Annotated in this window: 29 protein-coding genes; 17 read left to right on the top strand and 12 right to left on the bottom strand. The window is 68.9% G+C overall.

Going from position 1 to position 26,661, the window contains the following annotated elements; translation table 11 throughout:
* Positions 1 to 94: 94 nt before the first annotated feature.
* Both ABD156_RS30975 and ABD156_RS30970 read left to right on the top strand, forming a co-directional pair.
* Complete coding sequence (locus ABD156_RS30975; protein WP_344281764.1) at positions 95 to 1,612, top strand: hypothetical protein; 1,518 nt, start codon at positions 95 to 97, stop codon at positions 1,610 to 1,612.
* A gap of 64 nt (positions 1,613 to 1,676) precedes the next feature.
* The gene (locus tag ABD156_RS30970; RefSeq protein WP_344281761.1) at positions 1,677 to 2,408 is read left to right on the top strand and encodes a lysophospholipid acyltransferase family protein; all 732 of its coding nucleotides are present in this window, start codon (positions 1,677 to 1,679) and stop codon (positions 2,406 to 2,408) included.
* Positions 2,409 to 2,434: 26 nt separating this feature from the next.
* On the opposite strand, the gene ABD156_RS30965 is transcribed toward ABD156_RS30970, so the two are convergent.
* A complete protein-coding gene (locus ABD156_RS30965) occupies positions 2,435 to 3,280 on the bottom strand; it encodes an HAD family hydrolase (RefSeq protein WP_344281758.1) in 846 nt (281 codons plus the stop codon).
* Between the two features lie 57 nt (positions 3,281 to 3,337).
* On the opposite strand from ABD156_RS30965, the gene ABD156_RS30960 reads away from it, so the two are divergent.
* Complete coding sequence (locus ABD156_RS30960; protein WP_344281755.1) at positions 3,338 to 4,225, top strand: LLM class flavin-dependent oxidoreductase; 888 nt, start codon at positions 3,338 to 3,340, stop codon at positions 4,223 to 4,225.
* Between the two features lie 39 nt (positions 4,226 to 4,264).
* On the opposite strand, the gene ABD156_RS30955 is transcribed toward ABD156_RS30960, so the two are convergent.
* Positions 4,265 to 6,277, bottom strand: coding sequence for a DUF6541 family protein (locus ABD156_RS30955; RefSeq protein ID WP_344281752.1), 2,013 nt, complete (start codon positions 6,275 to 6,277; stop codon positions 4,265 to 4,267).
* 89 nt (positions 6,278 to 6,366) lie between these two features.
* Between ABD156_RS30955 and glf the strand changes: the two genes are divergently transcribed.
* The 4 genes from glf (at position 6,367) to ABD156_RS30935 (ending at position 9,982) form a co-directional block, all read left to right on the top strand.
* A complete protein-coding gene (gene glf / locus ABD156_RS30950; RefSeq protein WP_344281749.1) occupies positions 6,367 to 7,590 on the top strand; it encodes a UDP-galactopyranose mutase in 1,224 nt (407 codons plus the stop codon).
* Positions 7,583 to 8,101 carry a phosphatase PAP2 family protein gene (locus ABD156_RS30945; RefSeq protein WP_344281746.1) on the top strand — a complete coding sequence of 173 codons (519 nt, stop codon included), beginning with the start codon at positions 7,583 to 7,585 and terminating at the stop codon, positions 8,099 to 8,101. The genes glf and ABD156_RS30945 overlap by 8 nt, the downstream gene beginning before the upstream one ends.
* Positions 8,098 to 9,153: a decaprenyl-phosphate phosphoribosyltransferase gene (locus tag ABD156_RS30940; RefSeq protein ID WP_344281743.1), complete on the top strand. Its 1,056-nt coding sequence runs from the start codon at positions 8,098 to 8,100 to the stop codon at positions 9,151 to 9,153. The genes ABD156_RS30945 and ABD156_RS30940 overlap by 4 nt, the downstream gene beginning before the upstream one ends.
* 115 nt (positions 9,154 to 9,268) lie before the next feature.
* On the top strand, positions 9,269 to 9,982 hold the full coding sequence (locus ABD156_RS30935) for a hypothetical protein (protein WP_344281740.1): 714 nt from the start codon (positions 9,269 to 9,271) through the stop codon (positions 9,980 to 9,982).
* A gap of 36 nt (positions 9,983 to 10,018) precedes the next feature.
* On the opposite strand, the gene ABD156_RS30930 is transcribed toward ABD156_RS30935, so the two are convergent.
* Positions 10,019 to 10,711, bottom strand: a complete 693-nt coding sequence (locus ABD156_RS30930) for an SDR family oxidoreductase (RefSeq protein WP_344281737.1) — start codon at positions 10,709 to 10,711, stop codon at positions 10,019 to 10,021.
* A gap of 109 nt (positions 10,712 to 10,820) precedes the next feature.
* Here ABD156_RS30930 and ABD156_RS30925 point away from each other — a divergent pair, with 109 nt between their 5' ends.
* Complete coding sequence (locus ABD156_RS30925; protein WP_344281734.1) at positions 10,821 to 11,189, top strand: MerR family transcriptional regulator; 369 nt, start codon at positions 10,821 to 10,823, stop codon at positions 11,187 to 11,189.
* Here ABD156_RS30925 and ABD156_RS30920 read toward each other — a convergent pair.
* Complete coding sequence (locus ABD156_RS30920) at positions 11,186 to 11,905, bottom strand: ESX secretion-associated protein EspG (protein WP_344281731.1); 720 nt, start codon at positions 11,903 to 11,905, stop codon at positions 11,186 to 11,188. The two genes, ABD156_RS30925 and ABD156_RS30920, sit on opposite strands and share 4 nt — an antisense overlap.
* Before the next feature lie 193 nt (positions 11,906 to 12,098).
* Between ABD156_RS30920 and ABD156_RS30915 the strand changes: the two genes are divergently transcribed.
* The gene (locus ABD156_RS30915) at positions 12,099 to 12,344 is read left to right on the top strand and encodes a helix-turn-helix domain-containing protein (RefSeq protein WP_101436515.1); all 246 of its coding nucleotides are present in this window, start codon (positions 12,099 to 12,101) and stop codon (positions 12,342 to 12,344) included.
* Here ABD156_RS30915 and ABD156_RS30910 read toward each other — a convergent pair.
* The 3 genes from ABD156_RS30910 to dprE1 form a co-directional block, all read right to left on the bottom strand.
* Positions 12,341 to 12,973: a VC0807 family protein gene (locus tag ABD156_RS30910; RefSeq protein WP_344281724.1), complete on the bottom strand. Its 633-nt coding sequence runs from the start codon at positions 12,971 to 12,973 to the stop codon at positions 12,341 to 12,343. The two genes, ABD156_RS30915 and ABD156_RS30910, sit on opposite strands and share 4 nt — an antisense overlap.
* A 92-nt stretch (positions 12,974 to 13,065) precedes the next feature.
* Positions 13,066 to 13,821 (bottom strand): decaprenylphospho-beta-D-erythro-pentofuranosid-2-ulose 2-reductase, encoded by a 756-nt coding sequence (gene dprE2 / locus ABD156_RS30905; protein ID WP_344281721.1) that lies wholly within the window; start codon positions 13,819 to 13,821, stop codon positions 13,066 to 13,068.
* Positions 13,818 to 15,191, bottom strand: a complete 1,374-nt coding sequence (dprE1, locus tag ABD156_RS30900) for a decaprenylphosphoryl-beta-D-ribose oxidase (protein ID WP_344281718.1) — start codon at positions 15,189 to 15,191, stop codon at positions 13,818 to 13,820. The genes dprE2 and dprE1 overlap by 4 nt, the downstream gene beginning before the upstream one ends.
* Positions 15,192 to 15,336: 145 nt before the next feature.
* On the opposite strand from dprE1, the gene ABD156_RS30895 reads away from it, so the two are divergent.
* The 3 genes from ABD156_RS30895 (at position 15,337) to ABD156_RS30885 (ending at position 18,792) form a co-directional block, all read left to right on the top strand.
* Positions 15,337 to 15,804 (top strand): GtrA family protein, encoded by a 468-nt coding sequence (locus ABD156_RS30895; RefSeq protein WP_344281715.1) that lies wholly within the window; start codon positions 15,337 to 15,339, stop codon positions 15,802 to 15,804.
* Between the two features lie 5 nt (positions 15,805 to 15,809).
* On the top strand, positions 15,810 to 17,717 hold the full coding sequence (locus tag ABD156_RS30890) for a glycosyltransferase (RefSeq protein WP_344281712.1): 1,908 nt from the start codon (positions 15,810 to 15,812) through the stop codon (positions 17,715 to 17,717).
* 76 nt (positions 17,718 to 17,793) lie between these two features.
* The gene (locus ABD156_RS30885) at positions 17,794 to 18,792 is read left to right on the top strand and encodes an acyl-CoA dehydrogenase family protein (RefSeq protein WP_344281709.1); all 999 of its coding nucleotides are present in this window, start codon (positions 17,794 to 17,796) and stop codon (positions 18,790 to 18,792) included.
* Here the strand turns inward: ABD156_RS30885 and ABD156_RS30880 are convergent.
* Together ABD156_RS30880 and ABD156_RS30875 are read right to left on the bottom strand one after the other, a co-directional pair.
* Positions 18,789 to 19,031 carry a hypothetical protein gene (locus ABD156_RS30880; RefSeq protein WP_344282872.1) on the bottom strand — a complete coding sequence of 81 codons (243 nt, stop codon included), beginning with the start codon at positions 19,029 to 19,031 and terminating at the stop codon, positions 18,789 to 18,791. The two genes, ABD156_RS30885 and ABD156_RS30880, sit on opposite strands and share 4 nt — an antisense overlap.
* A 78-nt stretch (positions 19,032 to 19,109) precedes the next feature.
* Positions 19,110 to 19,949: an NAD(P)H-binding protein gene (locus ABD156_RS30875; protein ID WP_344281706.1), complete on the bottom strand. Its 840-nt coding sequence runs from the start codon at positions 19,947 to 19,949 to the stop codon at positions 19,110 to 19,112.
* A gap of 115 nt (positions 19,950 to 20,064) precedes the next feature.
* On the opposite strand from ABD156_RS30875, the gene ABD156_RS30870 reads away from it, so the two are divergent.
* The 4 genes from ABD156_RS30870 (at position 20,065) to ABD156_RS30855 (ending at position 23,126) form a co-directional block, all read left to right on the top strand.
* Positions 20,065 to 20,643 (top strand): TetR/AcrR family transcriptional regulator, encoded by a 579-nt coding sequence (locus ABD156_RS30870; protein WP_344281703.1) that lies wholly within the window; start codon positions 20,065 to 20,067, stop codon positions 20,641 to 20,643.
* An 82-nt stretch (positions 20,644 to 20,725) separates the two neighbouring features.
* A complete protein-coding gene (locus ABD156_RS30865; protein WP_344281700.1) occupies positions 20,726 to 21,493 on the top strand; it encodes an ESX secretion-associated protein EspG in 768 nt (255 codons plus the stop codon).
* 32 nt (positions 21,494 to 21,525) lie between these two features.
* Entirely contained in the window at positions 21,526 to 21,948 is a 423-nt protein-coding gene (locus tag ABD156_RS30860) for a hypothetical protein (RefSeq protein WP_344281697.1), read from the top strand.
* Positions 21,945 to 23,126 carry a hypothetical protein gene (locus tag ABD156_RS30855; RefSeq protein ID WP_344281694.1) on the top strand — a complete coding sequence of 394 codons (1,182 nt, stop codon included), beginning with the start codon at positions 21,945 to 21,947 and terminating at the stop codon, positions 23,124 to 23,126. The genes ABD156_RS30860 and ABD156_RS30855 overlap by 4 nt, the downstream gene beginning before the upstream one ends.
* A gap of 58 nt (positions 23,127 to 23,184) precedes the next feature.
* Here the strand turns inward: ABD156_RS30855 and glfT1 are convergent, their stop codons facing one another.
* The 3 genes from glfT1 to wzm are packed head-to-tail and all read right to left on the bottom strand — an operon-like array spanning position 23,185 to position 25,865.
* A complete protein-coding gene (gene glfT1, locus ABD156_RS30850; RefSeq protein ID WP_344281691.1) occupies positions 23,185 to 24,093 on the bottom strand; it encodes a galactofuranosyltransferase GlfT1 in 909 nt (302 codons plus the stop codon).
* Positions 24,093 to 24,908, bottom strand: coding sequence for a galactan export ABC transporter ATP-binding subunit Wzt/RfbE (gene wzt, locus ABD156_RS30845; RefSeq protein ID WP_344281688.1), 816 nt, complete (start codon positions 24,906 to 24,908; stop codon positions 24,093 to 24,095). The genes glfT1 and wzt overlap by 1 nt, the downstream gene beginning before the upstream one ends.
* A gap of 3 nt (positions 24,909 to 24,911) precedes the next feature.
* On the bottom strand, positions 24,912 to 25,865 hold the full coding sequence (wzm, locus tag ABD156_RS30840) for a galactan export ABC transporter permease subunit Wzm/RfbD (protein WP_344281686.1): 954 nt from the start codon (positions 25,863 to 25,865) through the stop codon (positions 24,912 to 24,914).
* A 155-nt stretch (positions 25,866 to 26,020) separates the two neighbouring features.
* Between wzm and ABD156_RS30835 the strand changes: the two genes are divergently transcribed.
* Positions 26,021 to 26,650: a hypothetical protein gene (locus ABD156_RS30835; protein ID WP_344282869.1), complete on the top strand. Its 630-nt coding sequence runs from the start codon at positions 26,021 to 26,023 to the stop codon at positions 26,648 to 26,650.
* Positions 26,651 to 26,661: the final 11 nt, after the last annotated feature.

Below are 26,661 nucleotides of genomic sequence, written 5' to 3'. Positions count from 1 at the left end.
GGCGGAGCGCGGCCGCGCGCTTGACTGGAACTGGTGAGGAGCGGTCCGCCAGGGGTCGGCCGGACGGGTGAGGGGCGCGGGAGGCTGGGGGCGCGTGGTTTACGCGGTCGTGGGGGGATGGCTGGCGCTGGCCGCGCTGGTCGTCGCCGCTTGGCGGCGGATCGGACACGACCGGCGGTGGCGCGTCGGAGTTCTTCTTCTCGTTCTCGCGTTTTCGCTCTTGCACCAGCTGTTGTTCGCCACTGCCACTGAAGACGCGTACGTCAGTTTCCGGTACGCGCAGAACATCGCTGACGGTATTGGACCGGTTTTCAACACTGGCGATCGCAGCGAGACGTACGCGAATTTCCTCTGGCTTGTGGTCATCGCATTGCCGCGCGGCGCATTCGGTGCGGAAGTGCCGTCCGCGGCCGTTGTATTGAGCGGCGCGGCCGCGTTGGGATGCGTGGTGCTGGCGTATTTCCTCGCCAATCGCATTGCCGCGCTCGCGTTGCCGGACGGGGTCGAGCCCCGGCGAGCGGCCGGGGTCGCGGCGGCGTTGCTGACCGCGGGGGCGAACGGGCTCGCGGTGTACGGGCTTTCGGGCACTGAGCTGCCGATGTTCGCGTTGCTCGTGCTCTGTGTCTCGTACGCGCTGGTGGCGGGCCGTCCGTTGGTCGCCGGGGTGCTCGTGGCCAGTGCGGTGATGACGCGGCCGGAAGGGCTCGTGCTCGCTGTCGTCGGCACGGGGTGGCTCGTTTTCGCGGCGGCGCGCGGGCGGCACACCTGGTGGGCGCCGGTCGGGTTTGTGCTGGGCGCGCTGGTGTTCCTGGCTCCGTGGACGGCTTGGCGCGTGACCTACTACGACCGTTTCGTGCCCGACGCGAGCCTGCCGCCCGGTCCCGATTGGTCCTACCTTGGCGGCTTCGCCTTGGCGCACTTGGGTTTTCTCGTCCCGGCCGTGGTCGTGGCGGGATTGGTGGCGAACCGGGGACGTGCGGCCGAAGCCCGGCCCGCGTTGTGGCTGCTGCTAGCGCTCGCCGTCGGGCACACCGCGTTCGTGGTGCTCTTCGAGGAGGATCCGGGGCTTTCGTGGCGGCTGCTCGTCCCGGTGCCGCCGTTGCTCGCGGTCGCCGCCGTGGCCGGATGCGGCGTGCTCACCTCGGTGCCGAGGCCGCGTGCGGCGTCCCGGGCAGTTCCGGCGGCCACCGCGGCGCTCACCGGGGTCGCGGTGGCGGTCTCCGTGCTCAGCCCCGAGGTGCTGGAGCGCGTGCAGGCCTGGAGTACACAGGGGGCGCAGCTGGCCGAGGTCGGCGACTGGCTCGCTCGTTACCTGCCGCCGGGGTCCGTCGTGAGCGCCGGATCGCCGGGGCTGCTCGCGAGCCGCGCCGGTTCGCAGGTGCTGGTGGTCGGGCTGGACGCGGAACGGTCGACGCTCGCCGTGCCCGGCCGTTCGGGGTACGCCAGCCGCCAGGATTGTGCCGACGACCTGCCCGCCTGGTACCGCGTCGCGACCTTCCGGCGCACCGGGACGCCGTTCTGGATCTCGGTCTACCCGCGCGCCGACGACGCGAGCCGGCTCGTCGACGAACTCGACCGCGCCCCGGACTTCCACTACGTGTCCTGCCCCTGAAGTGTGGCGGAGCCGACCCGCGCGACCTACCGGCGGGAAACCTACGGTCCCGTAGCCTTGGCGCATGGCTGACTTCGTGTACCCGCCCGTCCTGGTTGCCGCGCGGCTGATGTTCCGGCTGCTCGACAACCGCCTCCGGGTGACCGGGGCCGAGCACGTGCCCGCCCGCGGCGGTGCGGTGCTCGCCTGCACGCACGTCAGCTACCTGGACTTCATCTACTGCGGCCTCGGCGCCCGTCCGGCCAAGCGGCTGGTGCGGTTCATGGCCAAGCAGGAGATCTTCGGCAACCCGGTCGCCGGTCCGCTGATGCGCGGCATGCACCACATCCCGGTGGACCGCGCCGCCGGGCAGGCGTCCTACGACGAGGCGGTGGACCGGCTGCGCGCGGGCGAGGTCGTCGGCGTCTTCCCGGAGGCCACGATCAGCCGCTCGTTCACCGTGAAGGACATCAAGACCGGCGCGGTCCGGATGGCCGCTGAGGCGGGTGTCCCGGTGATCCCGATGGCGCTGTGGGGAACGCAGCGGCTGTGGACGAAGGGCCGTCCGAAGGACCTCACCCACCGGCACGTGCCGATTTCGGTGGTGATCGGCGAGCCGATGACCCCCGGCCCGGACGACTCGTGCGAGGCGCAGACGACGGACCTGCGCGCCCGGATGTCGGAGCTGCTGGAGAAGGCGCAGGCGGAGTACCCGGAGGCCCCGGAGAGCGACGCCGAGCGCTGGTGGATGCCCGCGCACCTCGGCGGCAGCGCTCCGACGCCGGAGGAAGCCGCCGCGCTCGACCGCCGAGCCTGAGCACCGCTCGCGCTCCGACGCTGCGCTTAGAACCAGCGCTCCAGCACCTGCGCCACCCCGTCCTCCGCGGCCGGCCCGGTCACCTCGTCCGCGACGGCCAGCACCTTCGGGTGGCCGTTGGCCATCGCGACGCCGTGTCCGGCCCACTGCAGCATCTCGACGTCGTTGGGCATGTCGCCGAAGGCGATCACCGACGACTGGGGCACGTCGAAGCGTTCGGCGACGTCCGCGAGCCCGGTCGCCTTCGTCACGCCGTGCGCGGACAGTTCGATCAGCCCGCCGGTGGACGAGTACGTGACGTCCACCGCGCCGTCGAGCACCGCGTTCACCGCCTCGGCCATCTCGCCCGACGTCATCCCGCGCCGGCTGACCAGCAGCTTGATCGCGGTTTTCCCGAGCACCTCGGCGCGCGGCGCGATCCGGCTCTCCTCGTCGCCCCACGGGTTGTGGTACTCCGGCTCGATCACGAAATTGCGCAGGTCGTGGTCCACCGACCCGGTGCCGATCCGTTCCGCGGCCAGCCGGCAGCCGGGCAGGGCCTTGTCGAGCGCGGAGGCCAGGTCGTGCAGCAGGACCGGCTCGAGTTCGCCGTGCACCGCGACCACCGCATCGGCTCCGATGTCGAGCAGCACGGCTCCGATGTCGAGCAGCACGGCTCCGTTGGCGCACACCGCGTACCCGGTCAGCCCGAGCGGCCCGGCGATCGGCGCGATCCAGCGCGGCGGGCGGCCGGTGGACAGCACGAACGGCACGCCGTCGGCTAGGACCCGCTGGACGACCGCCACCGTGCGCGGCGTCACTTTTTCACTGGGGCCGAGCAGGGTTCCGTCGACATCGGACGCGATCAACCGGGGTTTCTCCACGCGTCCCATTCTCCCGGTCGCCGCCCGTTCGAGCGAATGTCAGTGCTGGACGTTACGGTCGGCCTCGTGCGAGCAGGCATCGTAATTCTTCCTGAAGACCGCTGGTGGGCGGCCGAGCCGAAATGGCGCGCGGCCGAGGAGTACGGCTTCGACCACGCGTGGACCTACGACCATCTCGGCTGGCGATCGCTGGTCGACGGCCCGTGGTTCTCCGCCGTGCCCACCCTCACCGCGGCGGCCATGGTCACCTCCACGATCCGGCTGGGCACCTTCGTCGCCTCGCCGGTCGCGCGGCATCCCGTGCCGTTCGCGCGCGAGCTGATCACCCTGGACGACGTGTCCGACGGGCGCTTCGTGCTGGGCGTCGGCGCGGGTGTGGACAGTTCGCGTTACGACGCGCAGGTGCTCGCCGCACCGGAGCTGACCGCGCGGCAGCGGGTCGACCGCTTCACCGAGTTCGTCGAAGCGCTCGACGGGCTGCTGATGACCGACAACTTCGACTTCTCCGGCGAGTACTACTCGGCGCGCGGCGCGCGGAACCTGCCCGGCACGGTGCAGCGCCCGCGGCTGCCGTTCCTGGTCGCGGCCAACGGCCCGCGCACCATGACGCTGGCCGCGCGGTTCGGGGCGGGCTGGGTCACCACCGGTCGCGGCGGGGCCACCCTCGACGAATGGTGGACCGGCATCGAGGAGCTGGTCCGCACGTTCGACCAGCGGCTCGAAGCGGCCGGTCGCGAGCCGGCGGGCATCCAGCGGCACCTGAGCCTCGACGCGGCGCCGGTGTTCTCGCTCAGCAGCGTCGCGGTGTTCCGCGAGGCCACCGAACGGGCCCGTGAGCTGGGCTTCACCGACGTCATCGCGCACTGGCCGCGTTCGAGCGGGCCGTACGAGGGGCACGAGTCGGTGCTGGAAAAGGTCGTCGAAGAAGTGCTCCCGGGCCTCAAGGCCGAGTAATGCCTCGTGACCGCGGCGGGGAGGCCGCGGTCACGAGTTTCACTTGATGATCGTGTAGATCTGCGCGCCGGGATTGTCGTACACGAGGCGCAGGAAATCGCGGCCCCGGAGGTCGCGCAGGCCAGGGGAGAGCGGCGCGTCCTTGGCGATCGAGCCGCTGCCGACCAGCACGTGGTGCACCTTCAGCCGCTGCACCGCCTCGCGAACGCGCAGGTCAAGGTCGTAATCGCGGAAGTGCAGCGCCAGGTACGCCGCGTCCGGCGAAATCGGGCCGCCGCCGTCGTAGTGGCCCGCCACCGGGTGCACGCCGGTCAGCGCGTACATCCACGCGGTGCCGTCCAGCCGGTCGTTCAGCACCTTCTGATCCGCCGGGATGCCCATCCGGCCGAGGAAGTCCATCGCCGCGATCTCGTCCGGGCTGACCGGCGGCGTGACCTCGCCCTCCGGCCCGTTGTAGTACAGGAACGACACCGCGGTGGCGTTCGCGGTGCGGTAGAAACCGCCGGTGAACACCGCAGTCAGGGCCACGACGACCGCCGCCGCCGCGACGCCGAGCCGAGACACCACCTTCGGCCGCGCCTTCGCCCAGCTGACCGAGCGGATCAGCTGCGCGATCCAGCGCTGCAGCTCCGCCATGCCGTGCCCGGCGAGCAGGCACAGCGGGATCGCGGCCAGCGCCATCAGCCGGAACCGGTCGTTCCACCACGGCCGCGACAGCGAGATCACCAGCGGCGACGCGCCGTAGGACGTGACCAGCACGAACAGCCCGGACAGCCCGATCGCGGACACCATCAGCCAGCGGAGCCTGCCGAGCGCGCGGAAGCTCAGCACGCCGACCACGAGCAGCACGGTGAGCCAGAGCTGCGGTTTGTGCAGCACCTGCTGGAACGTGGCGAGCATGTTCAGCGCCGACATGACCGGAAGGTCCGAATTCCACGGCTGGTACGGGTACGCGCCGTTGGTGAAGCCGATCGCGCCCAGGATCTGCAGCGCGGCGAGCCCGAGCGCGATCACCATGACCGGCACTGTGCGCACGATGTCGCCGCCGATCACGCGCAGCCCGTTGCGTCCTTCGGGCACACCGTCCACTTGAAGTCCGCGAAGCGACCGATACCAGCGCTGCAGCACCAGTGGTGCCGCGAAGAGCGTGCCACCGAATAGTGCGCTCGAATGCGCGACAAGCAAGCCGTCCACGGTGAGTGCGAGCACGATGCCGGTGTCGACGCCCGGACGTACGAGGAAGCGTTGCAGCGAGACCACCATGAGCGGTGTCAGAACCACGCCCAGCGCGTACGGCAGCAGGCCGCTCGACACCGACTCGTACGCGCCCGTGGTGGCAGCGGCGGCGATGAGAGCCGCGCAGCCCGCGAAGACCGCACGGCCGCCCATCTGGCGGACCAAGGCGACCATCGACAGCGCGAAAATGCCCGCGACCGGCATGGTCACGGCGTTCAGCGTGACCGGGATGCTCGTGCCGGAGATCTGGTAAACCAGCGCGGCGACCAGGTGATAGCCGTTCGGGTAGAACGAGCCGTCCGGGTACCAGTTGATCTTGCTCATGCCGATGAGCGAGCCGTCGCCAGTGTCGGCGATGTAGCGGATGCCGTTCGCGTGATAGACGGTGTCCCAGCGCTGGAAGACCGCCGTCGTCCCGCCGCGCGCGGACAGCACCACGGCGATCGACAGCGCCGTCGCCACCACGACGCACGCGGCGACCGACCAGTGCGCGCGAGTGCTCCAGACGACCGGGGGCTCCTCCGCGCCGGGCTTGATCCAGCCGCGGACGAGGCACAGTCTGCGGATCCCCCACGCGATCCCGGCCAGCAGCACAGTGCAGGCCGCGGCGGTGAGGACGTTGTAGCGGAGGCCGACGGCCGCCAGCCACGGCCCGCCAAGGCCGGTGACGGCGTAGCTGAGCAGCGGCGCTAGTCCGGCCAGGGCCCAGCCGCGCACTCCCGCGGCCCTCCCGATGATGCCGCCCGGGACCATCAGCACGGCCAGGTAAGTGGCGACCGCGCCGAAATAAGTCCAGAAGGTGTCTGGTGCAGGCATGCTTCTCACTTGTGTAGTGCGGGTAAAACCCGGCGGGATGCCGAGGTCGGTTCGGGAGGCGGTCGCGCGACTGCGTACCCTGAGCGCCCGTGAGCGAGCACACGAACTCCGCCAAGATTACTGAAGACGACTTTCGCGGTTACGACCTCGTCGTCGTCGGGTCCGGTTTCTTCGGCCTGACCATCGCCGAACGGGCCGCGGCCGAGCTGGGCAAGAAGGTCCTGGTCCTCGAGCGCCGCCACCACCTCGGGGGCAACGCCTACTCCGAGGTCGAGCCCGAAACGGGCATCGAGGTGCACCGCTACGGCGCGCACCTCTTCCACACGTCCAACAAGCGGGTGTGGGACTACGTCAACCGCTTCACCGAGTTCACCGGCTACCAGCACCGGGTCTTCGCCAAGGTCAAGGACCAGGTCTACTCGTTCCCGATGAACCTCGGCCTGATCAACCAGTTCTTCGGCAAGTCGCACACGCCGGACGAGGCGCGCGAGCTGATCGCCAAGCAGGCTGCCGAGTTCCGGACCGAGGACGCGCAGAACGTCGAGGAAAAGGCGATCTCGCTGATCGGCCGCCCCCTCTACGAGGCGTTCATCCGCGGGTACACCGCGAAGCAGTGGGAAAACGACCCGAAGAACCTCGGCGCGAACATCATCACCCGCCTGCCGGTCCGCTACACCTTCGACAACCGGTACTTCAACGACACGTACGAGGGTCTGCCGGTCAACGGCTACACCGCGTGGCTCGAGAAGATGGCCGAGCACGAGAACATCGAGATCCGGCTGAACGTCGACTACTTCGACGTCCGCCAGCACATCCCGGCCGGCACCCCGACCGTCTACACCGGTCCGCTGGACCGCTACTTCGACTACTCGGCGGGCCGGTTCACCTGGCGCACCGTCGACTTCGAGTCCGAGGTCGCGCAGACCGGCGACTTCCAGGGCACCTCCGTCGTGAACTACAACGACGAAGAGGTCCCCTACACCCGCATCATCGAGTTCCGCCACTTCCACCCGGAGCGGGACTACCCGAAGGACAAGACGGTCATCTTCCGCGAATTCTCGCGTTTCGCGAAGGAAGACGACGAGCCTTATTACCCGATCAACACGCCGGAGAACCGCGAGAAGCTGGAAAGCTACCGCGAGCTGGCGAAGACCGAGGCCCGCGAGAAGAACGTGCTGTTCGGCGGACGGCTGGGCACGTACAAGTACCTCGACATGCACATGGCGATCGGGTCGGCGCTGTCGGCGTTCGACAACAAGATCGCCCCGCACCTGACCGACGGTGCGCCGATCGACGGGTCGATCGATGCTTGAGAAAGACACCCCGCGCGGTGAAGTGGCTGTGCTCTCCCGCACCCAAAAGGTGCTGAAGAAGCCGGGCACGGTGCAGGTCGCGCGGGGAATGTCGCTGTTCGGGGAGCACAGCGCGGGATGGTTCGCGCTGGGCTTGCTCGGAGCGGCGGTGGACCGTGACCGGCGCAAAGACTGGCTGGTCGCGTCGGCCGGAGTGGTGGGCGCGCACGCCGCGTCGATCGCCGTGAAGCGCGTCGTGCGGCGCCGCCGTCCGGACCATCCCAGCGTGGAGGTTCTGGTCGGCACGCCGAGCAAGCTGAGCTTCCCGTCGTCGCACGCGACGTCGACGACAGCGGCGGCGGTGCTCTACTCCGGATTGACCGGGCGTAACCTGGTCCCCGCCCTGGTACCGCCGATGCTCGCCTCGAGGCTGCTGCTCGGCGTTCACTATCCGACAGACGTTCTGGCCGGAGCCGCCCTGGGAGGCGTCGTCGGCGGTCTGATCCGACGGAAGCTGACCAAGAAGCGATGAGCGAAACGACCGACGAGCGAACCGAAAACGCGTCCGGTACGGCCGAATCCGCGCAAGCGACGGAGCCGGCTGCCGAAAAGACCGACGTGGCCGAAGAAGCCACCGACCAGGCCGAGAAGCCCGAGGCTCCGGCCTCGACCCCGGCCGCCCCGGCCCCGTCCTCCGGCCCGAGCCCAGTGGGTCTCGTGCTGGGGGTGATCAAAACCGCGCGGCCGAAGCAGTGGGTGAAGAACGTCCTCGTCTTCGCGGCGCCGTTCTTCGCCTTCTCCAAGGCGACGAACCGGACCGAGCTGGTCGTCGACGCGCTGATCGCGTTCGTGGCGTTCTCGCTCACCGCCTCGTCGGTCTACCTGATCAACGACGCCGTCGACGTCGAGGCCGACCGGGCCCACCCGACGAAGCGCAACCGCCCGATCGCGGCGGGCATCGTCCCGGTCCCGGTGGCCTACGCCTCGGCCGTGGTGTTCTTCCTGGCCGGTCTGGCGGTGTCGTTCGCGGCGGACTGGCGCCTCGCCATCGTGCTGGCGGTCTACGAAGCCGTGCAGCTCGGCTACTGCTTCGGGCTGAAGCACCAGCCGGTGGTGGACCTGGCGATCGTCGGCTCGGGCTTCCTGATGCGCTCGGTGGCCGGCGGCGTCGCGGGCGGCATCGCGATGTCGCAGTGGTTCCTGCTGGTCACGGCGTTCGGCTCGCTGTTCATGGTGGCGGGCAAGCGCTACGCGGAGATCATGCTGTTCGAGCGCACCGGGGCGAAGATCCGGTCCTCGCTGAAGAAGTACTCGGCGAGCTACCTGCGCTTCGTGTGGGCGACGTCCGCGGCGATCCTGATCATGTCCTACTGCCTGTGGGCGTTCGAGATCCGCCAGGCCGAGCACAACTCGGTGTGGGCGGTCGTGTCGATGGTCCCGTTCGTGATCGCGGTGCTCCGCTACGCGGTCGACGTGGACGGCGGCAACGCCGGCGCGCCCGACGAGATCGCCTTGAAGGACCGCGTGCTGCAGGTGCTCGGCGCGACCTGGGTCGTGACCCTGTTCCTGTCGTTCTACCTGTGAACGGCGCGCGGATTTAAACAGCTGGGATTCAGCTTCTCCACAGCATCGACGGTCACCCTCAGGGGTGGGAGCCGGGACACCCCGCCTCCCACCCGCTCAGCCCGGAGGACCGACGATGAACGACAACGAGAACCCCTCGCCCGGCGAGCGCGCCGGGCAGGAGCCGACTGAGCAGTTCGGCCGGACCGGGGACCTGGGCGGAGCTTCTGCTGATTCGGGCTCGGCGGCTGGTTCGGCCGGTCAGCCGGGGTCGGCTGAGGGAGCCGCTCAGCCTGGTCAGCCGGTGCCGCCTGCCGAGCAGGCAGGCCAACCCGGGCAGGCGGCGGAGCAGGCAGGCCAAGCCGCATCGTCCGCCGAGCAGACCAGCCAGCTGAGCCAACCCGGGCCGTCCGCCGAGCAGGCAGGTCAACCGGCGTCGCCTGCCGAACAGACGGCTCAAGCGGGTCAGCAGCCCGGTCCCGCCGCCCAGCAGCCTCCTCAGCCCGGCGCCTTCGCCCAACCCGGTCCGTGGGGCATGCCGCTGCCGCCGCCGAAGCAGAGCGGTTTCCGCCGGTTCGTGGCCCATCGGGCGACGCAGCTGGTCGCGGTGGGTGTCCTGGGCTTGGCCGTGGGCGGCGGAATCGTCGGCGGCGTCATGGCCGCGACGCACCATCCCGGCCGCCCCGGCATGAGCCAGCACCAGGGCGGCCACCGCTTCAACGACGGCGGTCCCGGCCAGCGTCACCGCGTCCCGAACGGCCAGAACGGCGGCAACCAGAACAACGGCAACCAGAACAACGGCCCCGGGTTCGGCAACGGGAATGGCGGCAACACCGGCTCTGGGAATTGATCGAGCCTTTCGCGCAGAATCCCTGCCCTCAGGACCTCATTCGCCCAGCAGCGCCGGGTACAAAACCGTCGGATGCGCGGACAGCGCGGCTTTCGCGGTCGCGCTGTCCGCGTCCGCGATGATCTCGATTTCCCCCGCTTCCAGGCCGTCCAGCGCGAGCCGGACGACCTCGGCCGGGTCGTTCTTGGGGATGTCGAAGCCCGCCATCATGTCGGTGTCCGTGCTGGCCATGACCAGGCCGCTGACCAGCGTGCGCTGCGCCAGGAGTTCCAGCCGCACCGAGTTGGTCAGGCTCCACGCCGCGGATTTCGACGCCGCGTATCCCGCCGAGCCCTGGTAGGTCGCCCAGGAAAGCGCGGACAGCACGTTCAGAACCGCGCCATCCTTCAGTCCTGGCGCGAATGCGCGAATCATCTGGAGCGGGCCGAAGAAATTCGTCTCCATTTCGCGGCGAATCGCGGCCAGGTCGCCGGTCACCAGGTCGGTGAAGCTGGCGATTCCGGCATTGTTGATCAGCAGGTTGACGTCCGGGGCGGCGGCCGCGGCGGCGGTGATCGAACCCGGATCAGTGACGTCCAACTGAAGCGACACAGCACCGTCGAGGTCGACGGGGCCGCGAGCGGTGGCGTAGACCTTTGCCGCGCCGCGGTCCAGCAGGGCACGGACGAAGTGGGTGCCGAGTCCGCGTGCGGCACCGGTGACCAGTGCGGTTGAGCCTGCGATCTGCATGAGGGTTCTCCTGGGAAAAGCCGTCGGAAGGGGACAACCGCTATCCTGGATCCTGACGTCGGTGTCAGGTTCACGTGTTTGTTGTGCGGATCACGGCGGAGGCTTGCTAATGCGGATCGGAGAGGTGGCGGAGCGCGCCGGGGTCAGCGTGCGTTCGCTGCGCTATTACGAGCAACAGGGGCTGCTGGAGTCGACGCGCACGTCCGGCGGGCAGCGCCGGTACGGCGAGGACGCGGTGTCCTGGGTGGGGCTGATCCAGCAGCTTTACGCGGCGGGGCTGTCCAGCGCGACGATCCGCGAGTTGATGCCGTGTCTGCACGCGGGGGTCGGCACGCCGGAGTCACGCGATCGGCTGCGCGGGGAGAAAGCCCGGCTGGACGAGTACATCTCCGGTCTCGAACGCACGCGGGAGCGACTGGAGGCGATGATCGAATTGGCGGAGACGCCGAATCCGCATTGCCCGGTCGTGCTGGGTTAAAGCGCGGCGAAGGTGTCGTTCAGGATCTTCACGATCGCGCGCGGGGTGCCGGGGATGAGCTCGGTCCGGCCGCCGGTCGTCTGGTAGGCGAGAATTCGGCCGGATTTCACGTCGGCGGCGAGGATCGGGCCGCCGGTGAGGTGTCGTCCGTTCGCGCGGCGCGCGACGTAGAGCTCGTGCGTCGCTTCCGCCGGTTGATTCAGGGTCGAGACAAGGTATTCGTGGCTGTTGGTCTCGTCGAACGGGTCCGGGGCCGAGTCGGCCGCGGGCGTGACCGAAACGGATCGGACCGGCGCGCCGGGGATTTGCGGAAGCTTGTCGAAAAGCGTCGTGGCCAGCCGGGTCGGGGCGGCTGGCTGGATTTCGACCAGGCCGTCCTGTGCGGATACCAGAATCGCGGCTTCTTCCCGTTGCGCGACTATGACGGTTCGCTGGATTCCGCCGCGCAATGCCGACCAGGCGAAGTACTCGCGTTCGGCCTCGGCGAGCACTCGCAGGGTGGCGCGCAAATACGCGGACGGCGCGTCGTTGTCCGCGAGGCCGAGCCGGACGAGAAGATTGACGGTGGCGGCGTGAAGTTCGCGGTGTGCGCCGGTTTTCACCCAGACTCGGTTCGCGCGCAGCATCGGATGCTGGTCGCCGAGGTCGAGCATGTCCCAGACGGCCGAGAGCGCTTCGACGGGCAGGGTCACCGCTTGCCTGACGTCCTCCCGCACCCGCGCCCCCTTCTCGCAATCGCCGTTAGCACGGTAGCCGATTGATTACCCGCGCGTGGTGGTGTCTGCAATTGAGAACAGGTAGTAATTGCGGAAAAGCCGCTTCCGGCTAGACGCAGACGCTATAGGCATAAATGCTCTGATGATTCCTGCTCTGGTCTTGGCGGCGGTAGACGTGTGTGATTAACCGACGATGGCCAAGCCTCCGCTCTCCGCCGCGACTCGCACCATTGGCGAACGCGTGCGCGAATTCCGCAACGACGCGGGGCTGAGCCAAGAACAGTTGGCCGAACTGGCCGGAGTGCACTGGACGTTCGTGAGCCAGGTCGAACGCGGGCTGCGCAACATCAATCTGCACAACCTGCTCAAGTTCGCCGACGGTCTCGGAGTGAATCCGGCCCGGCTGGTGGACGGGCTGCGGCCGCCGTCCGGCGACTAGTCCACTGTGGATGGTCGCAGCACCTGACGGAGCGTGCCCTCGCGGAGCAGCAGAATCTGCGTGATCACCTGCAGTCCGACGAAGAACGCGATCGACAGCCCGGCGTCGAGTGCGGGGACGTCGTCGACCGGCAGGGTGTACGCCATCCCGATGCTTAGTCCACTGTGGACCAAACTGCCGACGCCCCACGCCACGGTGAGCGCCCGCCACGCCCGGCGGAACGACGGCCGCTCCTCCCACGCCGCGTCCAACAGGGAGCCACGGCCGGGCAGGAGAGCGCGAGCCGCTTGATACGTCGTCGGATACTGGCCGACGACCAGGCTGGCGAGCAGCCAAACCCCGGCCAGCGTGCTGAACCAGGCTCCGCGCACGAGCATCAGCCGGGCGTCGCCGGTCATCAGCGTGGTGGCCAACCCGACGGCCAGGAACATCAGGACGAGCAGGCCGATCCCGTCCACGCGACGCCGGGTGACCAGCGTGTACAGCACGCGCAGCGCGGGCGGCAGGCCGCTGAGCAGTAGCGCCCACACCGGCGGGACGTCGAAGGCGCGAAGCAGGTAATAGCCGCCGACTGGCGCGCCGAGGTCGATCAGCAGCGCGGCCAGCGACGAGCGGAATTCGTTCCCCATGCCCTGAGTTTCGGCGCGGTGGGCACCTCAGGACATCGTCGAGCTGGTCAGCCCGGCATCCACCGAATGGTGGAGGCCGGGCCGGGAAAACGTCAGACCGGGAGCTTGCGGAAGATCGGCCGCGGCACGTGCCGCAGGATCGACATCACCAGCCGGAACTCCGACGGCGACCAGACGAGGTCCTTGCCCTTGCGCGCGGCCTCGACCGCGACGTCGGCGACCTGCTCGGCGGTCCGGGTCAGCGGAGCGTCCTTCATTCCGGCGGTCATCTTGGTCTTGACCTGGCCCGACCGGACGACGGTCACCTGCACGCCGTGCGGCGCGAGCGCCTCGCCGAGACCGAGGTAGAAGCCGTCGAAACCGGCCTTGGTCGAGCCGTACACGAAGTTGGACCGGCGAACCCGCTCGCCCGCAACCGACGACAGCGCGATGACCTTGCCGTGGCCTTGGGTCTTCAGCTTCTCCGACAGCGCGACGCCGACCGACACCGCGGCGGTGTAGTTGACCGTCGCCAGCTCAACGGCCTTGTCGTGGTCCTGCCACAGCTCCTCGGCCTCGCCGAGCAGACCGAACGCGACCACCGCGACGTCGATGTCGCCGCCGGCGAACGCCTCGTCCAGCACCTTCGGGTGCGACGCCAGGTCCTTCGCGTCAAAGGCCACAGTGGACACTTCGGCGCCGAGATCCTTCAGCCGCTGCGCGGCTTCCTCCAGCCGCGGGGAAGGACGAGCGGCCAGCACGACCCGCAGCGGCTTCTCCGCGAGGTACTTCTCCGCGATCGCCAGCGCGATGTCGGACGTGCCGCCGAGCAGCAGCAGGGACTGGGGGTTACCGACCGCGTCGATCACAGTGCGAGCCTCCGGCTCATGTCAGAGGCGAAAACGCCTTCGGGGTCAACGGAAGCGCGCACCTTGCGCCACTCCTCCAGCCGGGGGTACATCTTCGCGAACGTCTCGGGCGAGGTGCGCGAGTCCTTCGCGGTGTACAGGCGGCCGTTCGCGTCAAGGACCATCTCGTCCATCTCCTCGCAAAACCGGCTGAGCCCGTTCTTGATCGGGAAATCGACGCTCAGCATCCAGCCCGGCGCGGGCCAGGACATCGGAGCCGGGTTCGAGTCGCCCATCCGCTTGAACACGTTCAGGAACGAGTAGTGCCCGGACCGGGAGATCGCCCGGCAGATGCCCTTGAGCTGGTCTTCCGCGCCGAACGGCACGGAGAACTGGTACTGCAGGAAGCCCTTGTTGCCGTACGCGCGGTTCCACTCGCTCAGCATGTCGAGGGGGTGATAGAACTGCGTGAGGTTCTGGATCTTGCCGCGCGCGCCCTTCTTGGGCACCGTCTTCTGCCACAGCTCGTTGATCAAGCCGAAGGTGAGCTTGTTGCCGAGCCCGTTGGGGAACACGTCCGGCAGCGTCAGCAGTTGCGGTGCGTCGAATTTCAACGGGTTGCTGCGCAGCTTCGGCGGCAGCTGGTCGAGCTTCGCGAGCGAACCGCGGGAGAACGTCGCCCGGCCGAGGCGGCTGTCGGACGAGATCAGGTCCGGCACCGACATCGAGTAGTCGTAGTTGAGGTCCGAACCATCGGTGAAGAGCCCGAGGGTCTCGTCGAGGTTCGAGGTGCGGTCGGCGTCCACGTAAAAGTACGCCGTTTCCGTCTTCTTCATCCGCACGGTGGCGCGGACGATGATCCCGGTGAGCCCGATTCCCGCCACCGTCGCCCAGAACAGCTCCGAATCCGGGCCCTCCGGGGTGAGCGTGCGCACGGATCCGTCGGCGGTGAGCAGGTCCATCGACACCACGTGGTTGCCGAAGCTGCCCGCCGAGTGGTGGTTCTTGCCGTGGATGTCGTTGGCGATCGCGCCGCCGATCGTCACCTGGCGGGTGCCCGGCAGGACCGGGACCCACAGGCCGTACGGCAGTGCCTCGCGCATCAGCTTGTCGAGGCTGACGCCGGCGTCGAGGTCGACGAGGCCGGAATCCGGGTCGATCGAGTGGATGCGGTCGAGCACGGTCATGTCGACGACCAGGCCGCCCGCGTTCTGCGCCGGGTCGCCGTAGGACCGGCCGAGGCCGCGGGCGATGACCCCGCGCGGGCCTGCGGAGGCGACGGCGCGGGCGATAGCTTCGACGTCGCGCGTGCTCAGCACGTCGGCGACGGTCCCGGCGGTGCGGCCCCAGCCGGTGAGCGTGCGGCGCTGTGTCTCGGGTGCTTGGGTCACGCGGACCAGGGTAGCCACGCCGAACACCGCCCGGAACGTGACCCTGAAGTGCCCGCTTCTACACTTTGCGCATCAAGGCACAAGCGTCCGAGCGTCGAAGTGGGTAATACGGACACTGACGCAATAGGCCGAGAAGGTATTCCAAGTGGTGGCTACAGAACCGCAGAGTGACCAAGCGCAGCAGGCGCCCGGGGGCCCCGGACTGCTGGGCCAGCTGATCCGCTTCGCCGCGATCGGCGGCTTCTGCGCCCTGCTCGACCTGGGCACGTATTCGCTGCTGCGTGCGGTCGGCATGGATGCCACGCCGTGGGTGGACATCGCGCGCGCGATCAGCTTCATCGTGGGCACGACCACCGCGTTCTTCCTGAACCGCCGCTTCACCTTCGCCGCGGGCAAGCGCGAGGGGAACGCCCAGATCGGCGGGTTCGTTCTGCTGTACGCGGTGACCTTCCTCGTGACGATCGGCGTGAATCGGCTCATGCTGAACGTGCTGCCGGAGATGGCGTGGAAGGCCACCCTCGCCTGGGTCGTGTCCCAGGGGACGGCCACCGTGATCAATTTCGTGATGCTCAAGTGGGTCGTGTTCCGTGTACGGCCGGTAAAGGAGAACTGAGTTCGATGCCCGGTAAAGCAGCCCCGGTCGCGGAGGCGGCCCCCGCAGGCCAGACGCGGTTCGCCGAACACGCCCCCGAAGGCAGGCTCACGGCCCAGCGCGGGCTGTACGCCGGGCCGGCTCCCATCGTCAGCAAGGACATGTACGCCGAGGTCCTGCAGGGCAACGCCCAGCGCGATCGCGGCTCCGTGACGCTGGAGCCGTCCGCGAAGGTCACCGGCAACACCTACTTCGGCCGCTTCCCGGCGAGCTACTGGCAGCGCTGGACCACCGCGACCGAGGTGAAGCTCGAAGCGGTCGTCACCGGCGACGGGCTGCTGTCGCTCGGCGCTTCCGACATGCTCGGCGACCCGCGCGTGGTCGACGCGAAGCAGGTCGCCGGCGCGAAGAGCGCCAAGGTCGAGCTGACCGGCAAGCTGGACAAGTTCTACGACGGCGGCGCGCTGTGGCTCGACCTCGAGACCGAGGGCGGCCAGACGCTGCGGGTCGAGCAGGTCCGCTGGACCGTCGACGCGCCGGAGACGATCCGTCCGACCGCCGTCACCATCTGCACGATGAACCGCGCCGACGACTGCCTGAAGAACCTCCAGGCGCTCGCCGCCGACGTGTCCTCGCTGGACACCCTCGACGCCATTTACGTCGCCGACCAGGGCACGGACCTGGTCGAATCGCGCGAGGGCTTCGAGCAGGTCGCGAAGGACCTCGGCGAGAAGCTGCACTACATCAAGCAGCCGAACCTCGGCGGCGCGGGCGGCTTCACCCGCGGCCTGTACGAGGTGGCCGGGCACACCGCGACCGAACACGCGAACGTGCTGTTCATGGACGACGACGTGCTGCTCGAGCCGGACCTCGTCGTGCGCATGACCGCCTTCTCCAACCGCTCGGCCAACCCGATCATCGTCGGCGGCCAGATGCTCAACCTGCTGCACCCGAACCAGTTGCACGTCGGCGCGGAGTACGCCCGGCTGAACACGCTGGAGCCGGGGCAGCCGGTGCAGCACTCGCTGTCCACCGCGGACCTGCTCGGCGTCGACGAGGACGGCAACCCGAACCGCCAGGAACGCCGCCTCGACGCCGGGTACAACGGCTGGTGGTCGTGCCTGATCCCGTACGAGGTCGTCAAGGCCATCGGCTACCCGCTGCCCTTCTTCTTCCAGTGGGACGACGCGGAGTACTCCTACCGCGCCCGCGAATACGGCTTCCCCACGGTGACCCTTCCCGGCGCCGGCGTGTGGCACGCGGACTTCCACTGGAAGGACTGGGACGAGTGGCACCGGTACTTCAACCTGCGCAACTCGATCATCACCGCCGCGCTGCACTCGCCGTTCAACCTGAACCTGCTCTCGCGCGTGCTGATGGCGCAGCTGGTGCGCTACCTGCTCGGCATGCAGTACGGCCTCTCCGCGACGCTCATCAAGGCGGTCGAGGACTTCCTGGAGGGCCCGGAGGTCCTGCGCGACGGCGGCGTCGAGGCGATGAAGGAGATCCGCCGGATCCGCGACGCGTACCCGGAGACCAAGCGGCACAAGGCCACTGACGTGCCGGGCATCGCGTCCAACGACATCGGCATCATCAACAGCGCGCCGCGGCCGAGCATGCAGCGGCTGGTGCTGATCAAGCGCATCCTCGACAAGGTGCTCGGCCGCAGCCGCTTCGGGCTCGGCGCGGTGCCGATCGACGAGGCGCACTGGTGGCACATCGCGCTGTTCGACACCGCCGTGGTCACCGACGCGTCGCAGGAAGGCGTGCGCGTGCGCAGCTACGACAAGGTCAAGATGTTCGACCTGGCCAAGCGCGGCGCGAAGGTGCTCAACCGGCTGCGCAAGGAAGGCGCGGGCGTGCAGGAGCAGTACAAGCGCGCCATGCCGGAACTGACCTCGCGCGACAACTGGAAGCGGCTCTACGAGCTGTGACGGGCTGAGCTGGTCTGAAAAGGGCGTCTCGCGTTCGGCGAGACGCCCTTTTTGTCTTTTTGGGTAGCTTGGTTTCATGGCCGACCTGGTTTCCCGTGCGCGCGCTCTCGCCGACGACCTGTTGTTCCCCGCGGCCGCCGAGGTGGACCGCCAGGGCGTGGTGCCGCGGTCGCATTTCGACGCGCTCGCCGAGGAAGGTTTCTACGGCCTCGCCGCGCCCGATTCCGGGGTTGAGCTGGACCAGCTGGTCGGCGTGCTCGAAGCGCTGGCCGGCGGGTGTCTGAGCACCGCGTTCACCTGGCTGCAGCACCACGGTCTCGTCGCCGGGCTGGCCGCGACAGACCGGGAGGACCTGCGAGAGCGGTACCTGCCGGACTTGATCAGCGGGAGGCTGCGCGCGGGCGTCGCGTACGCGGGCGTGATCCCGACGCCGCCGCGAGTGCGGGTCCAGCGCGTCGACGGCGGCTATCGGTTCGATGGTGAAGCGCCGTTTGTGAGCGGCTGGGATGCGATCGATCTGTTGCAACTGTCCGGCCGCGACGGCGACACAGTGATCAATGCTTTGGTGTCGCCGATCGTCGGACACAGCCTGGTCGCCGAGCCGTTGACGCTCATGGCCGCGCAAGGCACCGCGACGGTGCGGCTGAAGCTCGACAACCACTTCATTCCCGACGAATCGGTTTTCGCCCAGGTCAGTTATGACAAATTCGTGGCTGGCAATACGTTCGCGTCCCGGCTCAACGGATGCGCGCCGCTCGGGTTGGCCGAGCGCTGCGCCAGTTTGATCGAGTCCGCCGGCGACGAGGAGACGGCGACGGCGTTGCGGTCCGAGCAGGACGAAATCCGGCGTCGTCTCGACGCAGGTCTCGCCGACCCGGCCACGCTCCCGGCTGCCCGCGCGGCCGGTGCCGACCTGGCGTACCGGTCAGCGGGCGCGCTCGCCGCCGCGACGGGAAGCCGCGCGGTGCTGCCCGGGGCACACGCTGGCCGTCTGGTGCGCGAGGCGACGTTCCTGCTCGTGGCCGCGAGCAGACCGGAGATCCGCGCCGGGCTGCTCGAACTCGCCCGCCGCTAAACGGACAGGCCGAATTTGCCCTTTCGGCTCAGATCGTCGACATAAGCGGCTGCCACGTGGACGAAATTCACCGAAACAGTGTTGCCGTCCCGGGTTTCGAGCGAGTGAACGCCGCCGTGTTTGAGTAGGTCGGGGAGCTTTTCCTGGACTGTCTCGGAACTGTCGGCGGTGAGCGGGAAGATCAGCGGCTCGCCGCCTGCCGAGAGGTGCAGGACCAGTGCTGGTTTGGGATCTGCCATGCCTCCATGGCAGCAGCGGGTGATCATCGGCGGCAAGAGCGGTTCGCCGACAGCGGATCCGCTCACAGCGGAAGCGCGCTAGACGGTTTCGGCGAGGCGGTCCGCGATCGCGCGGGGCTCGCGACCGAGAAGCTCGGCCAGCAGCGGGCCCGATTCGGCGAAATACCCGGCCCGAGTGGCCTGGTACCAGGTGAGCATGAACCGGGCCGCCTGCTCCGGGACGCCGTTCGCGATCTGTTCGGCAACCCATTGTTCGTCGTCCAGGACGACGCGAGTGATGGTGCGACCGGTGAGGTCGGAAGCGATTTCGGCGAAATCGTCGAAAGCGACGGCGTTCGGAGCGGCGAGGGTGACGGGGCCGTCGACGGAACGGTCGCCGGCGAGCAGCGCCGCGGTGGCTGCGGCGATGTCCGCACGGTCGGTGTACGGGACGGGGCCGTCTGCCGGCTGAGCGATCTCGCCGGTCCGCTGCCACGGGCCGAGCACCTGGTCGAGCGGGCCGTAAGCACCGTTGCGCAGCGCGGTCCAGGCGACTCCGGAATCGCCGAGGATCGCCTCGGTGGCGAGGTGGAGATCCGACGGCTGGTACGGGTTGCCGGGGGCAGCGCCGTGCTGGCTTGTGTAGAGGATCCGCCGGACACCGGCCGCGACGGCTGAGTCGATGGCGCGTCGGTGCAGGCTGACAAGGTCTGCGGCGGGGTCGTTGCCGGAGATCAGCAGGACCTGCTCGGCACCGGCGAACGAGTCGCCCGGATCCTCGTAGGAGCCCTGCCGGACGCGGACGCCGCGGTCGGCGAAGTGCCGCGCCTTGGCGGGATCGCGGACGCTGACGCCGATCTGGCCTGCGGGTACGCGCTTGAGGAGGTGCTCGACGGTGGCACTGCCCAGCCCGCCGGTAGCGCCGGTGACAACGATCATTTCCCCTGGTCTCTTCCTCGGGAGCCTAAGTTGACTACCTAGGTCAACTTCTTCCGCCGTCGACTTTAGGTAAGCTGACCGAGGTAGTCAACTTACGCTGAGAGACGAGGTCGCGGTGCCCGCGGAATCCCGGCTGCGCGCCGACGCCAGACGCAACTCCGAGCAGATCCGAACCGCTGCGATCGGCGCCTTCCAGGGACGGGGCCTGACGGTCCCGCTGGAGGAGGTCGCCAAGGCGGCGGGGGTCAGCAAGGCGACGATCTTCAACCGGTTCGGCGGCCGGATCGGCCTTATCGAGGCGGTTGTCGAAGAGGTCGTCGCGACGGAGTTGTTCGCGGTCATCGACCGCATGCGGACCGTCGTCGACATCGGCGAGCGGGTCGGCTGCTACGTCACCGCGCTGCGCGATCTCCAGTACCGCCAGCCCTCCGTCAACGACGTCCTGCTGCAGACCTATCCGAACTCCCCGCAGCTCATGGAGATCTGCCGGGTCGGGGGCGAGGCCAACGAAGAACTGGTCGCGGCGGCGCGGGCCGCCGGTGCGGTGCGGCCGGAGTTCACGGCGGGCGACCTGCACGCCTTCGTCGTCGAGACCGCCCTCGCCCTCAAACACGGCGAGCGGCCTCCCCGGGACGCCTACGACCGGCGCACCGTCTATTTCCTGAACGGAATCCGAACATCGCGCTCCGGATGACGCGCCCTTGGTGCCGATGGCCGCGACCGTGCGGAGTGGACTACGGTTTCGCCCGGGGAGTGACCGGATTTAGGGGTGGGTCGTGCCGTACACGTTGACGCTGTCACCGGCAGCGGTGGATCTCCTGCTGGCGGAACTCGGCCTCGGCCGGGCACCGATGCCGTTCGTGGTGCCGCACATCGGCATCACCGGCGAGGAACGCGCCGCGGTGCGCGACGCCGTCTTCCGCGACCTCGACAACCGCGGCCTGCTGCGGCGCGGGACGATCGACGACGACGTCGAGATCGCGCTTGCCACGTTCGCCAGGCCCGGCCTCGCGGTGTCCGCGGCGGCCAAGATCGGCGACGAGCAGCTGTTCGCGCGGGTGGCGTCCAACGGCCAGTTCGCGGTGCTCGTCTGCCAGCGGGACGGGATGTTCACCTTCGAGGAGGTCCGCCCGACCGGCATCGTCCCGGCGATCGTCGACCTGCTGCCGCTCACGCCCGCCGCGGCGGGGCAGTCGGTGACCGTCGCGCGGCCGTCGAAGCAGCCGGTGCGGGGCGACGCCTACGACCCGTTCGCCGGAGTCAGCGGCCCGCGCACGCACAATCCGCAGCTCAGGGCCGTCCAGCGGATCTTCGAGAAGCCGCGGCTGGCGGTCGGCCAGTTCACGCCGTACGTGAGCGACGGCAATGGCCACGAGCGCGCGCTGCCGTCGCTCGCGTGGTTCGACACCGAACTCGGCCGCTACCTGCTCAGCACGCGCGATTCCAGCGACGGCAACCGCTGGCTCACCTACGCGCCGGCAGACAATGCCCGTCTGGCCCAACAACTGTTCACCCAGCTTGAAGGCTATTCGGCAAACGCCTGACCGGAGCGGCTCGCGTCGGTAAACTCCGGCGCATGAGCACTGATCCGCTGGCGGCAGGCGGGCTGAACGCCAAGGGCATCGCCGAAGCCGCGGCCGAAACGCACAAGCTGGCCGGGACCGCGAAAGCCGGCGGGTTCAGCATCGACGGCGACGCACTCGGTGACCTGCGCAAAGCGCTCACCGACATGGTCACGCGCCTCGAACGGCTCAAGCCGCAGACCCAAGCGCTGACGACCGCGCCGAAGCTCGGCAGCCACCCGTACGGGCACACCGTGGCCGAGCACGACCGCAAGAGCGGCTCCGACGCCCCTGGCGCGGCCCTCGACGTGCTGGACCAGTTCGGCCGGATCCTGAAGGAGGCCGACGAGGCCCTCGCGCGCGCCGGCGGGGTCTACACCGAGAACGAGAGCCAGGCCATCGACTCCCACCGCACCGTGAAGGGCAGCACCGAATGAGCACGCCGCAGCCGGGGCTCGCGCCGTCGGACGCCGACTACCTCGGGCACCCGCACCAGCAGCTGAAGTCGTACGTCGAGACGAATCTCGACGTGGAGCAGGTTTCCTCGGTCTCGCACGCGTACACCGAGGTGCAGAAAGCGTTCGAGGAGTTCGCGACGCAGCTGGGCGAGGCCGTGAAGAAGGCCGCACACGCGTGGAGCGGCGAGGCCGCGGCCGGTGCGCAGGCGTATTTCGTGAGCCTCGCCGAATGGGCCGAGGCGAATGGCCAGAATGCGAAACTGGCCGCGCAGATCGTCGAGGAACAGGCGTCCGCCGCGCAGGTGGCGAAGCACTCGATGCCGGACGCCGTCCCGTTCGACTGGTCTGAAGAATTCGACAAATGGTCGCACGCCAGTCCGCTCGAAATGAGCAATGAGATCGACGCGACGCTGAAGAAGCAGCAGGACAGCCGTTCCGCGCACGAACAGGCCGCGGAGACGATGTCGAAGTACGACGCTTCGCTGCACGAGACCGGTTCGAAGCAGCCGGCTTTCGCGCACCCGCCGAAGTTCGGCGTCGCGGCTGGTGGCGGTGCCGCGGTGGCGATGCCGACCGGTCCTGAACACCACGACGCCGCTCCCGCTCCGGCCAGCCCCGCGCCTGCTCCCGCTCCTGCCGCGGCTGACGCTGGTTCGGTCTCGGCGGGCGGCGGCGGTGCCGCGGCCGGACACTCGGCCAGCGCCCCGACGGTCAGCGGCCCGAGCCAGTTCACCGGAGCCGTGCACCAGCAGATGCCGGACCCCAGCACGACGGCGGCGGGCACCGCGCCTGCCGCGGCGCAGGCCGCCCCGAGCGGTGGCAGCGGCGGTGCGTCCGGGGCGGGTATGGGCGCCATGCCGATGGGTGGCATGCCGATGGGCGGTGGCGGCGGAGGTTTCGGCGCCGACGAGGAACACCAGAGCAAGGTCGGCCGCGGCGGTGGCTCGTTCGGCCCCGGCGACGGCGCGATGGAGCCGGGAGCGGCCGACGTCGCGGCCGGAGGAATGGGCGGCGCTCCGGCTCGCCCCGGCATGGGCTTCGGCGCCCGGCCGTACGACGACAGCCTCAACCAGCCCGCGTTCGTGATGGAACTCGAGGACGACGACGAGGTGTTCGGCAGCGGACATCGTTCCGCGCCGCCGGTGATCGGGGAATAGCTCGGGAGTCCGTTGTGGACGGTGGGGTCAGCGCATTGTCCACAACGGACTGACCGGTTCAGTACCGGTAAAACTTCTCCGCGCGGCCCTGCCGGACCAGCTTCAGCCACTGCAGGAACGCCTTCGGGTCCCGCTTCACGCCCACGAAATACAGGCCGAAGCGCAGCACTTCCAGCGCCCCGATCTTGCGCATTCCCGGCTGCGACAGCAAATACCCGCGGTTGCGGTACGTGTAATACCGCTTGACCTCGTTCTCCGGGTCCTGCGCGTGGAATTTCCCGCCCAGCATCGGCTTGAACTCGTCCGAACCGTCGGGGTGCAGGTAGGTCGTGCGCAGCGACGTGCCGAACGGCAGGCCGGACCGCACGAGGCGGCGGTGCAGTTCCACCTCGTCGCCGCGGAAGAACAGGCGCAGGTCGGGCACGCCGGTGACGTCCAAAGTGGACGAACGGAACAGCGCGCCGTTCATCAGGGACGCGATGCCGGGCAGGAAGTCCGTGCCCAGTTCGGCCGACGAGCGCTTCCAGGTGAGGCCGCGGCGCAGCGGGAACGCCAGCTTCGCCGGGGCGTCGATGTTGGCCACCACCGGGGAAATCTCGGCGAGGCCGCGCTTTTCGGCTTCCTCCAGCAGAATCTCGAGCACGTGCTCGTCCGCGGGACGGCCGTCGTCGTCGGCGAGCCAGACCCAGTCCGCGCCGAGCGACAGCGCGTGCAGCATGCCGAGCGCGAACCCGCCCGCGCCGCCGAGGTTCCGGTGCGACGGCAGGTACGTGTACGGCAGCGGGTAGGCCTCGACCACGTCCCGCGCGGACTTGTCCGGTCCGTTGTCGACCACCACGAGGTGGTCGACCGGCCGGGTCTGGGCGGCGATGATTTTCAGCGAGTCCGCGAGCAGCTCGCGCCGGTGCCGCGTGACCACCACGCCGACGACGGCGCCCTCGGGCAGCTCTCGCGTCTCGCCGGTCATCATTCCCCGCCGTTCGTCGTGGTCGCGGGCTCGATGCCGAGGCGCTCGAGACCTTCCTGGCTCATGTTCTCGAACGGGTCGCGGCCCTTGTACTCGGTGAGCACCTCGCGCAGCGAACCCTGCTTCTTGACGTGGCCCTCGTCCATCCAGATCGCGGTGTCGCACAGCTCCATCAGGAACTCGTCGGAGTGGTTCGCGAACACCAGGATGCCGGAGCGTTTGACCAGGTCCTTGAGCCGGTCGCGGGCTTTGTTGAGGAACGCCGCGTCGACCGCGCCGATGCCCTCGTCGAGGATCAGGATCTCCGGGTCGATCGAGGTCACGACGCCGAGCGCGAGCCGCACCCGCATGCCGGTGGAGTACGTCCGCAGCGGCATCTGCAGGTAGTCGCCGAGTTCGGTGAACTCCGCGATGTCGTCGACCCGCTTCTCCATTTCCTTGGCGCTCATGCCGAGGAACAGGCCGCGGATCAGGATGTTCTCGACGCCGGAGATCTCCGGGTCCATGCCGATCCCGAGGTCGAACACCGGCGCGATCCGGCCGACGATCCGCGACGATCCGCGGGTCGGCTCGTAGATCCCGGCGAGCAGCCGCAGCAGCGTTGACTTGCCCGCGCCGTTGTGCCCGACGAGACCGACCCGGTCGCCCTCGCGGAGGCTGATCGACACGTCGTGCAGCGCCTCGATGATCGGCACCTTCTGGTCGGAACTGATCTTGCCGCCGACCTTGCCGAGCACGCGCTTTTTCATCGAACGCGTCTTCGCGTCGAAAATCGGGAAGTCCACGTACGCGTTGTGGACGTCAATGCTGACCATCTGTCACACCCAATACGAGACGCGAGACCGGTAATTGCGCATGGCGACGAGGGCGAGCGCCCACCCGACCACGGTGAGCCCGCCGACCACGACCCAGCTGGTCCAGCTCACCGCCTGCCCGATGAGCGGCGACCGCACCACCTGCATGTAGTGGTAAAGCGGGTTGAGCTTGATGATCGGCAGCGCCCACGACGCACCGTCCCGCGCGCCGCCGGACAGCAGCTGGTCGACCGGCCAGACGATCGGGGTGCCGTAGAACATCAGCTGGATCAGCGAGTTGATCAGCTGCGGAATGTCGCGGAAACGCGTCGAGATGATGCCGAGCAGCAGCGCCGCCCAGCCCGCGGTGAGCGCGAGCAGCACGAACCCGGGAATGGCGAGGAAAATGTTCCAGCTCAGCCCGGGGTGGCAGAACTTGTCCGGTACGCACACGCCGTCTTTCGACCCGAGCGAATACGGGGAATCGAGCGCCGAGAAGAAAATGATCAGCAGCACGACGTAGACGATCATGTTGTGCGCCAGCAGCAGCGTCTGCCGCCAGATCGTGCGCAGCACGTACACGCTGATCGGCGCGGGGACCTGTTTGATCAGCCCCTCGTTCGCGATGAACGTTTCCATGCCTTCGGTGAGGCAGCCCTGGATGAAGCCCCAGATGATGAAGCCGGTGGAGAGGTAGGGCAGGAACACCTCGATCGGCGTGCGGAACAGCTGCGAGTACAGCAGGCCGAGACCAAGCGCGATGACACCCTGGCTGATGGTGATCCAGAACGGCCCGATGATGGACCGCCGGTACCGCTGCTTGATGTCCTGCCAGCCGAGATGGGTCCACAGCTCGCGAGAGGCCAAACCGGTCTTGATGTCGTCGATCGCACGCCCGAACGTCTTGCTGTCCGACGACGGTGGAACCGGAGTCGAGACATCGGGTTCGGCTGCGTGAACCGTGCTGGTGGCATGCACGTGGACGAGGGTACCGATGGGACACACCGGCCTCGGCTCGCCCCGGCCCGACCGCACGGCGGCCCCGGTGCGGATACCGGCGATACGAGCGGGTGTCTCCTGGTGTCCTGGTAGTTTCTTCCCTTATGACTGCTGCTCTCGGTGCGGCGAGCCTCATGGTCGACCTCCTTTCGGCGTACGCGGACCGGCCGGACCCGCGTTCGGTCGCCGTGGTCGGCAACCAGCCGCTGGAGCCGGACCCGGCTCGCGCCAAGGCGGTTGACGACTGTGACCTGGTCATTCGGGTCAACGGGTTCGTTGTCGACGAACCGGACGGACCGGACATCACCGGCCGCAAGGTGCACACGGTCGTCTTCAACCGGGCCGTGCGCGCCACCCGGCACGTGTTCCGCGACTACCGCTCCCGGCTGTATCTGCTGGTCGAGCCGGGTCGCCTGCACTGGGAGCCGGAGACGCTGCCCGGCTGGTGGCCCTCGGACCTCGGGTTCGTCCCGGTGTCGAACCGCGACGTCGTGCTGCCCCTGTCGGACGCGCTCGGCCTGCCGACGCGCGCCGAACCGACCTGGTCGACCACGGGTACGCTCGCGGCCTGGATCGCCCGCACCTCGTTCCCCGAGGCGCAGCTGGTGCTCACCGGGTTCTCGTTCATCGACAACCCGGAGCAGACCTCGTGGGAGCACGCTGCCGGGGATTCGTGCATCGTGGGACCGGAGCACCAGATCGCCGCCGAAGGCAGGCTGCTGGAGTCGTGGACCCGCACCGGCACCACCACCTTGCTCCGCTGAAGCCCGCTGGC

This window comes from Amycolatopsis albidoflavus (genome assembly GCF_039525725.1).
Taxonomy (GTDB): domain Bacteria; phylum Actinomycetota; class Actinomycetes; order Mycobacteriales; family Pseudonocardiaceae; genus Amycolatopsis; species Amycolatopsis albidoflava.
Note: the sequence above shows the minus strand (reverse complement) of the source record. Positions and strands in the feature narration are given on the sequence as shown.

What these genes read in the sequence shown, in the direction of transcription:
- ABD156_RS30940 (WP_344281743.1), top strand. Translation starts at nt 8,098, where the DNA reads ATGAGCGAAACGACCGACGAGCGAACCGAAAACGCGTCCGGTACGGCC.
- ABD156_RS30925 (WP_344281734.1), top strand. Translation starts at nt 10,821, where the DNA reads ATGCGGATCGGAGAGGTGGCGGAGCGCGCCGGGGTCAGCGTGCGTTCG.
- ABD156_RS30885 (WP_344281709.1), top strand. Translation starts at nt 17,794, where the DNA reads ATGGCCGACCTGGTTTCCCGTGCGCGCGCTCTCGCCGACGACCTGTTG.
- wzt (WP_344281688.1), bottom strand. Translation starts at nt 24,908, where the DNA reads ATGGTCAGCATTGACGTCCACAACGCGTACGTGGACTTCCCGATTTTC.
- ABD156_RS30890 (WP_344281712.1), top strand. Translation starts at nt 15,810, where the DNA reads ATGCCCGGTAAAGCAGCCCCGGTCGCGGAGGCGGCCCCCGCAGGCCAG.
- ABD156_RS30835 (WP_344282869.1), top strand. Translation starts at nt 26,021, where the DNA reads ATGGTCGACCTCCTTTCGGCGTACGCGGACCGGCCGGACCCGCGTTCG.
- ABD156_RS30935 (WP_344281740.1), top strand. Translation starts at nt 9,269, where the DNA reads ATGAACGACAACGAGAACCCCTCGCCCGGCGAGCGCGCCGGGCAGGAG.
- ABD156_RS30915 (WP_101436515.1), top strand. Translation starts at nt 12,099, where the DNA reads ATGGCCAAGCCTCCGCTCTCCGCCGCGACTCGCACCATTGGCGAACGC.
- ABD156_RS30955 (WP_344281752.1), bottom strand. Translation starts at nt 6,277, where the DNA reads ATGCCTGCACCAGACACCTTCTGGACTTATTTCGGCGCGGTCGCCACT.
- ABD156_RS30930 (WP_344281737.1), bottom strand. Translation starts at nt 10,711, where the DNA reads ATGCAGATCGCAGGCTCAACCGCACTGGTCACCGGTGCCGCACGCGGA.
- glfT1 (WP_344281691.1), bottom strand. Translation starts at nt 24,093, where the DNA reads ATGACCGGCGAGACGCGAGAGCTGCCCGAGGGCGCCGTCGTCGGCGTG.
- ABD156_RS30855 (WP_344281694.1), top strand. Translation starts at nt 21,945, where the DNA reads ATGAGCACGCCGCAGCCGGGGCTCGCGCCGTCGGACGCCGACTACCTC.
- ABD156_RS30945 (WP_344281746.1), top strand. Translation starts at nt 7,583, where the DNA reads ATGCTTGAGAAAGACACCCCGCGCGGTGAAGTGGCTGTGCTCTCCCGC.
- ABD156_RS30875 (WP_344281706.1), bottom strand. Translation starts at nt 19,949, where the DNA reads ATGATCGTTGTCACCGGCGCTACCGGCGGGCTGGGCAGTGCCACCGTC.
- ABD156_RS30965 (WP_344281758.1), bottom strand. Translation starts at nt 3,280, where the DNA reads ATGGGACGCGTGGAGAAACCCCGGTTGATCGCGTCCGATGTCGACGGA.
- ABD156_RS30880 (WP_344282872.1), bottom strand. Translation starts at nt 19,031, where the DNA reads ATGGCAGATCCCAAACCAGCACTGGTCCTGCACCTCTCGGCAGGCGGC.
- ABD156_RS30860 (WP_344281697.1), top strand. Translation starts at nt 21,526, where the DNA reads ATGAGCACTGATCCGCTGGCGGCAGGCGGGCTGAACGCCAAGGGCATC.
- ABD156_RS30970 (WP_344281761.1), top strand. Translation starts at nt 1,677, where the DNA reads ATGGCTGACTTCGTGTACCCGCCCGTCCTGGTTGCCGCGCGGCTGATG.
- ABD156_RS30910 (WP_344281724.1), bottom strand. Translation starts at nt 12,973, where the DNA reads ATGGGGAACGAATTCCGCTCGTCGCTGGCCGCGCTGCTGATCGACCTC.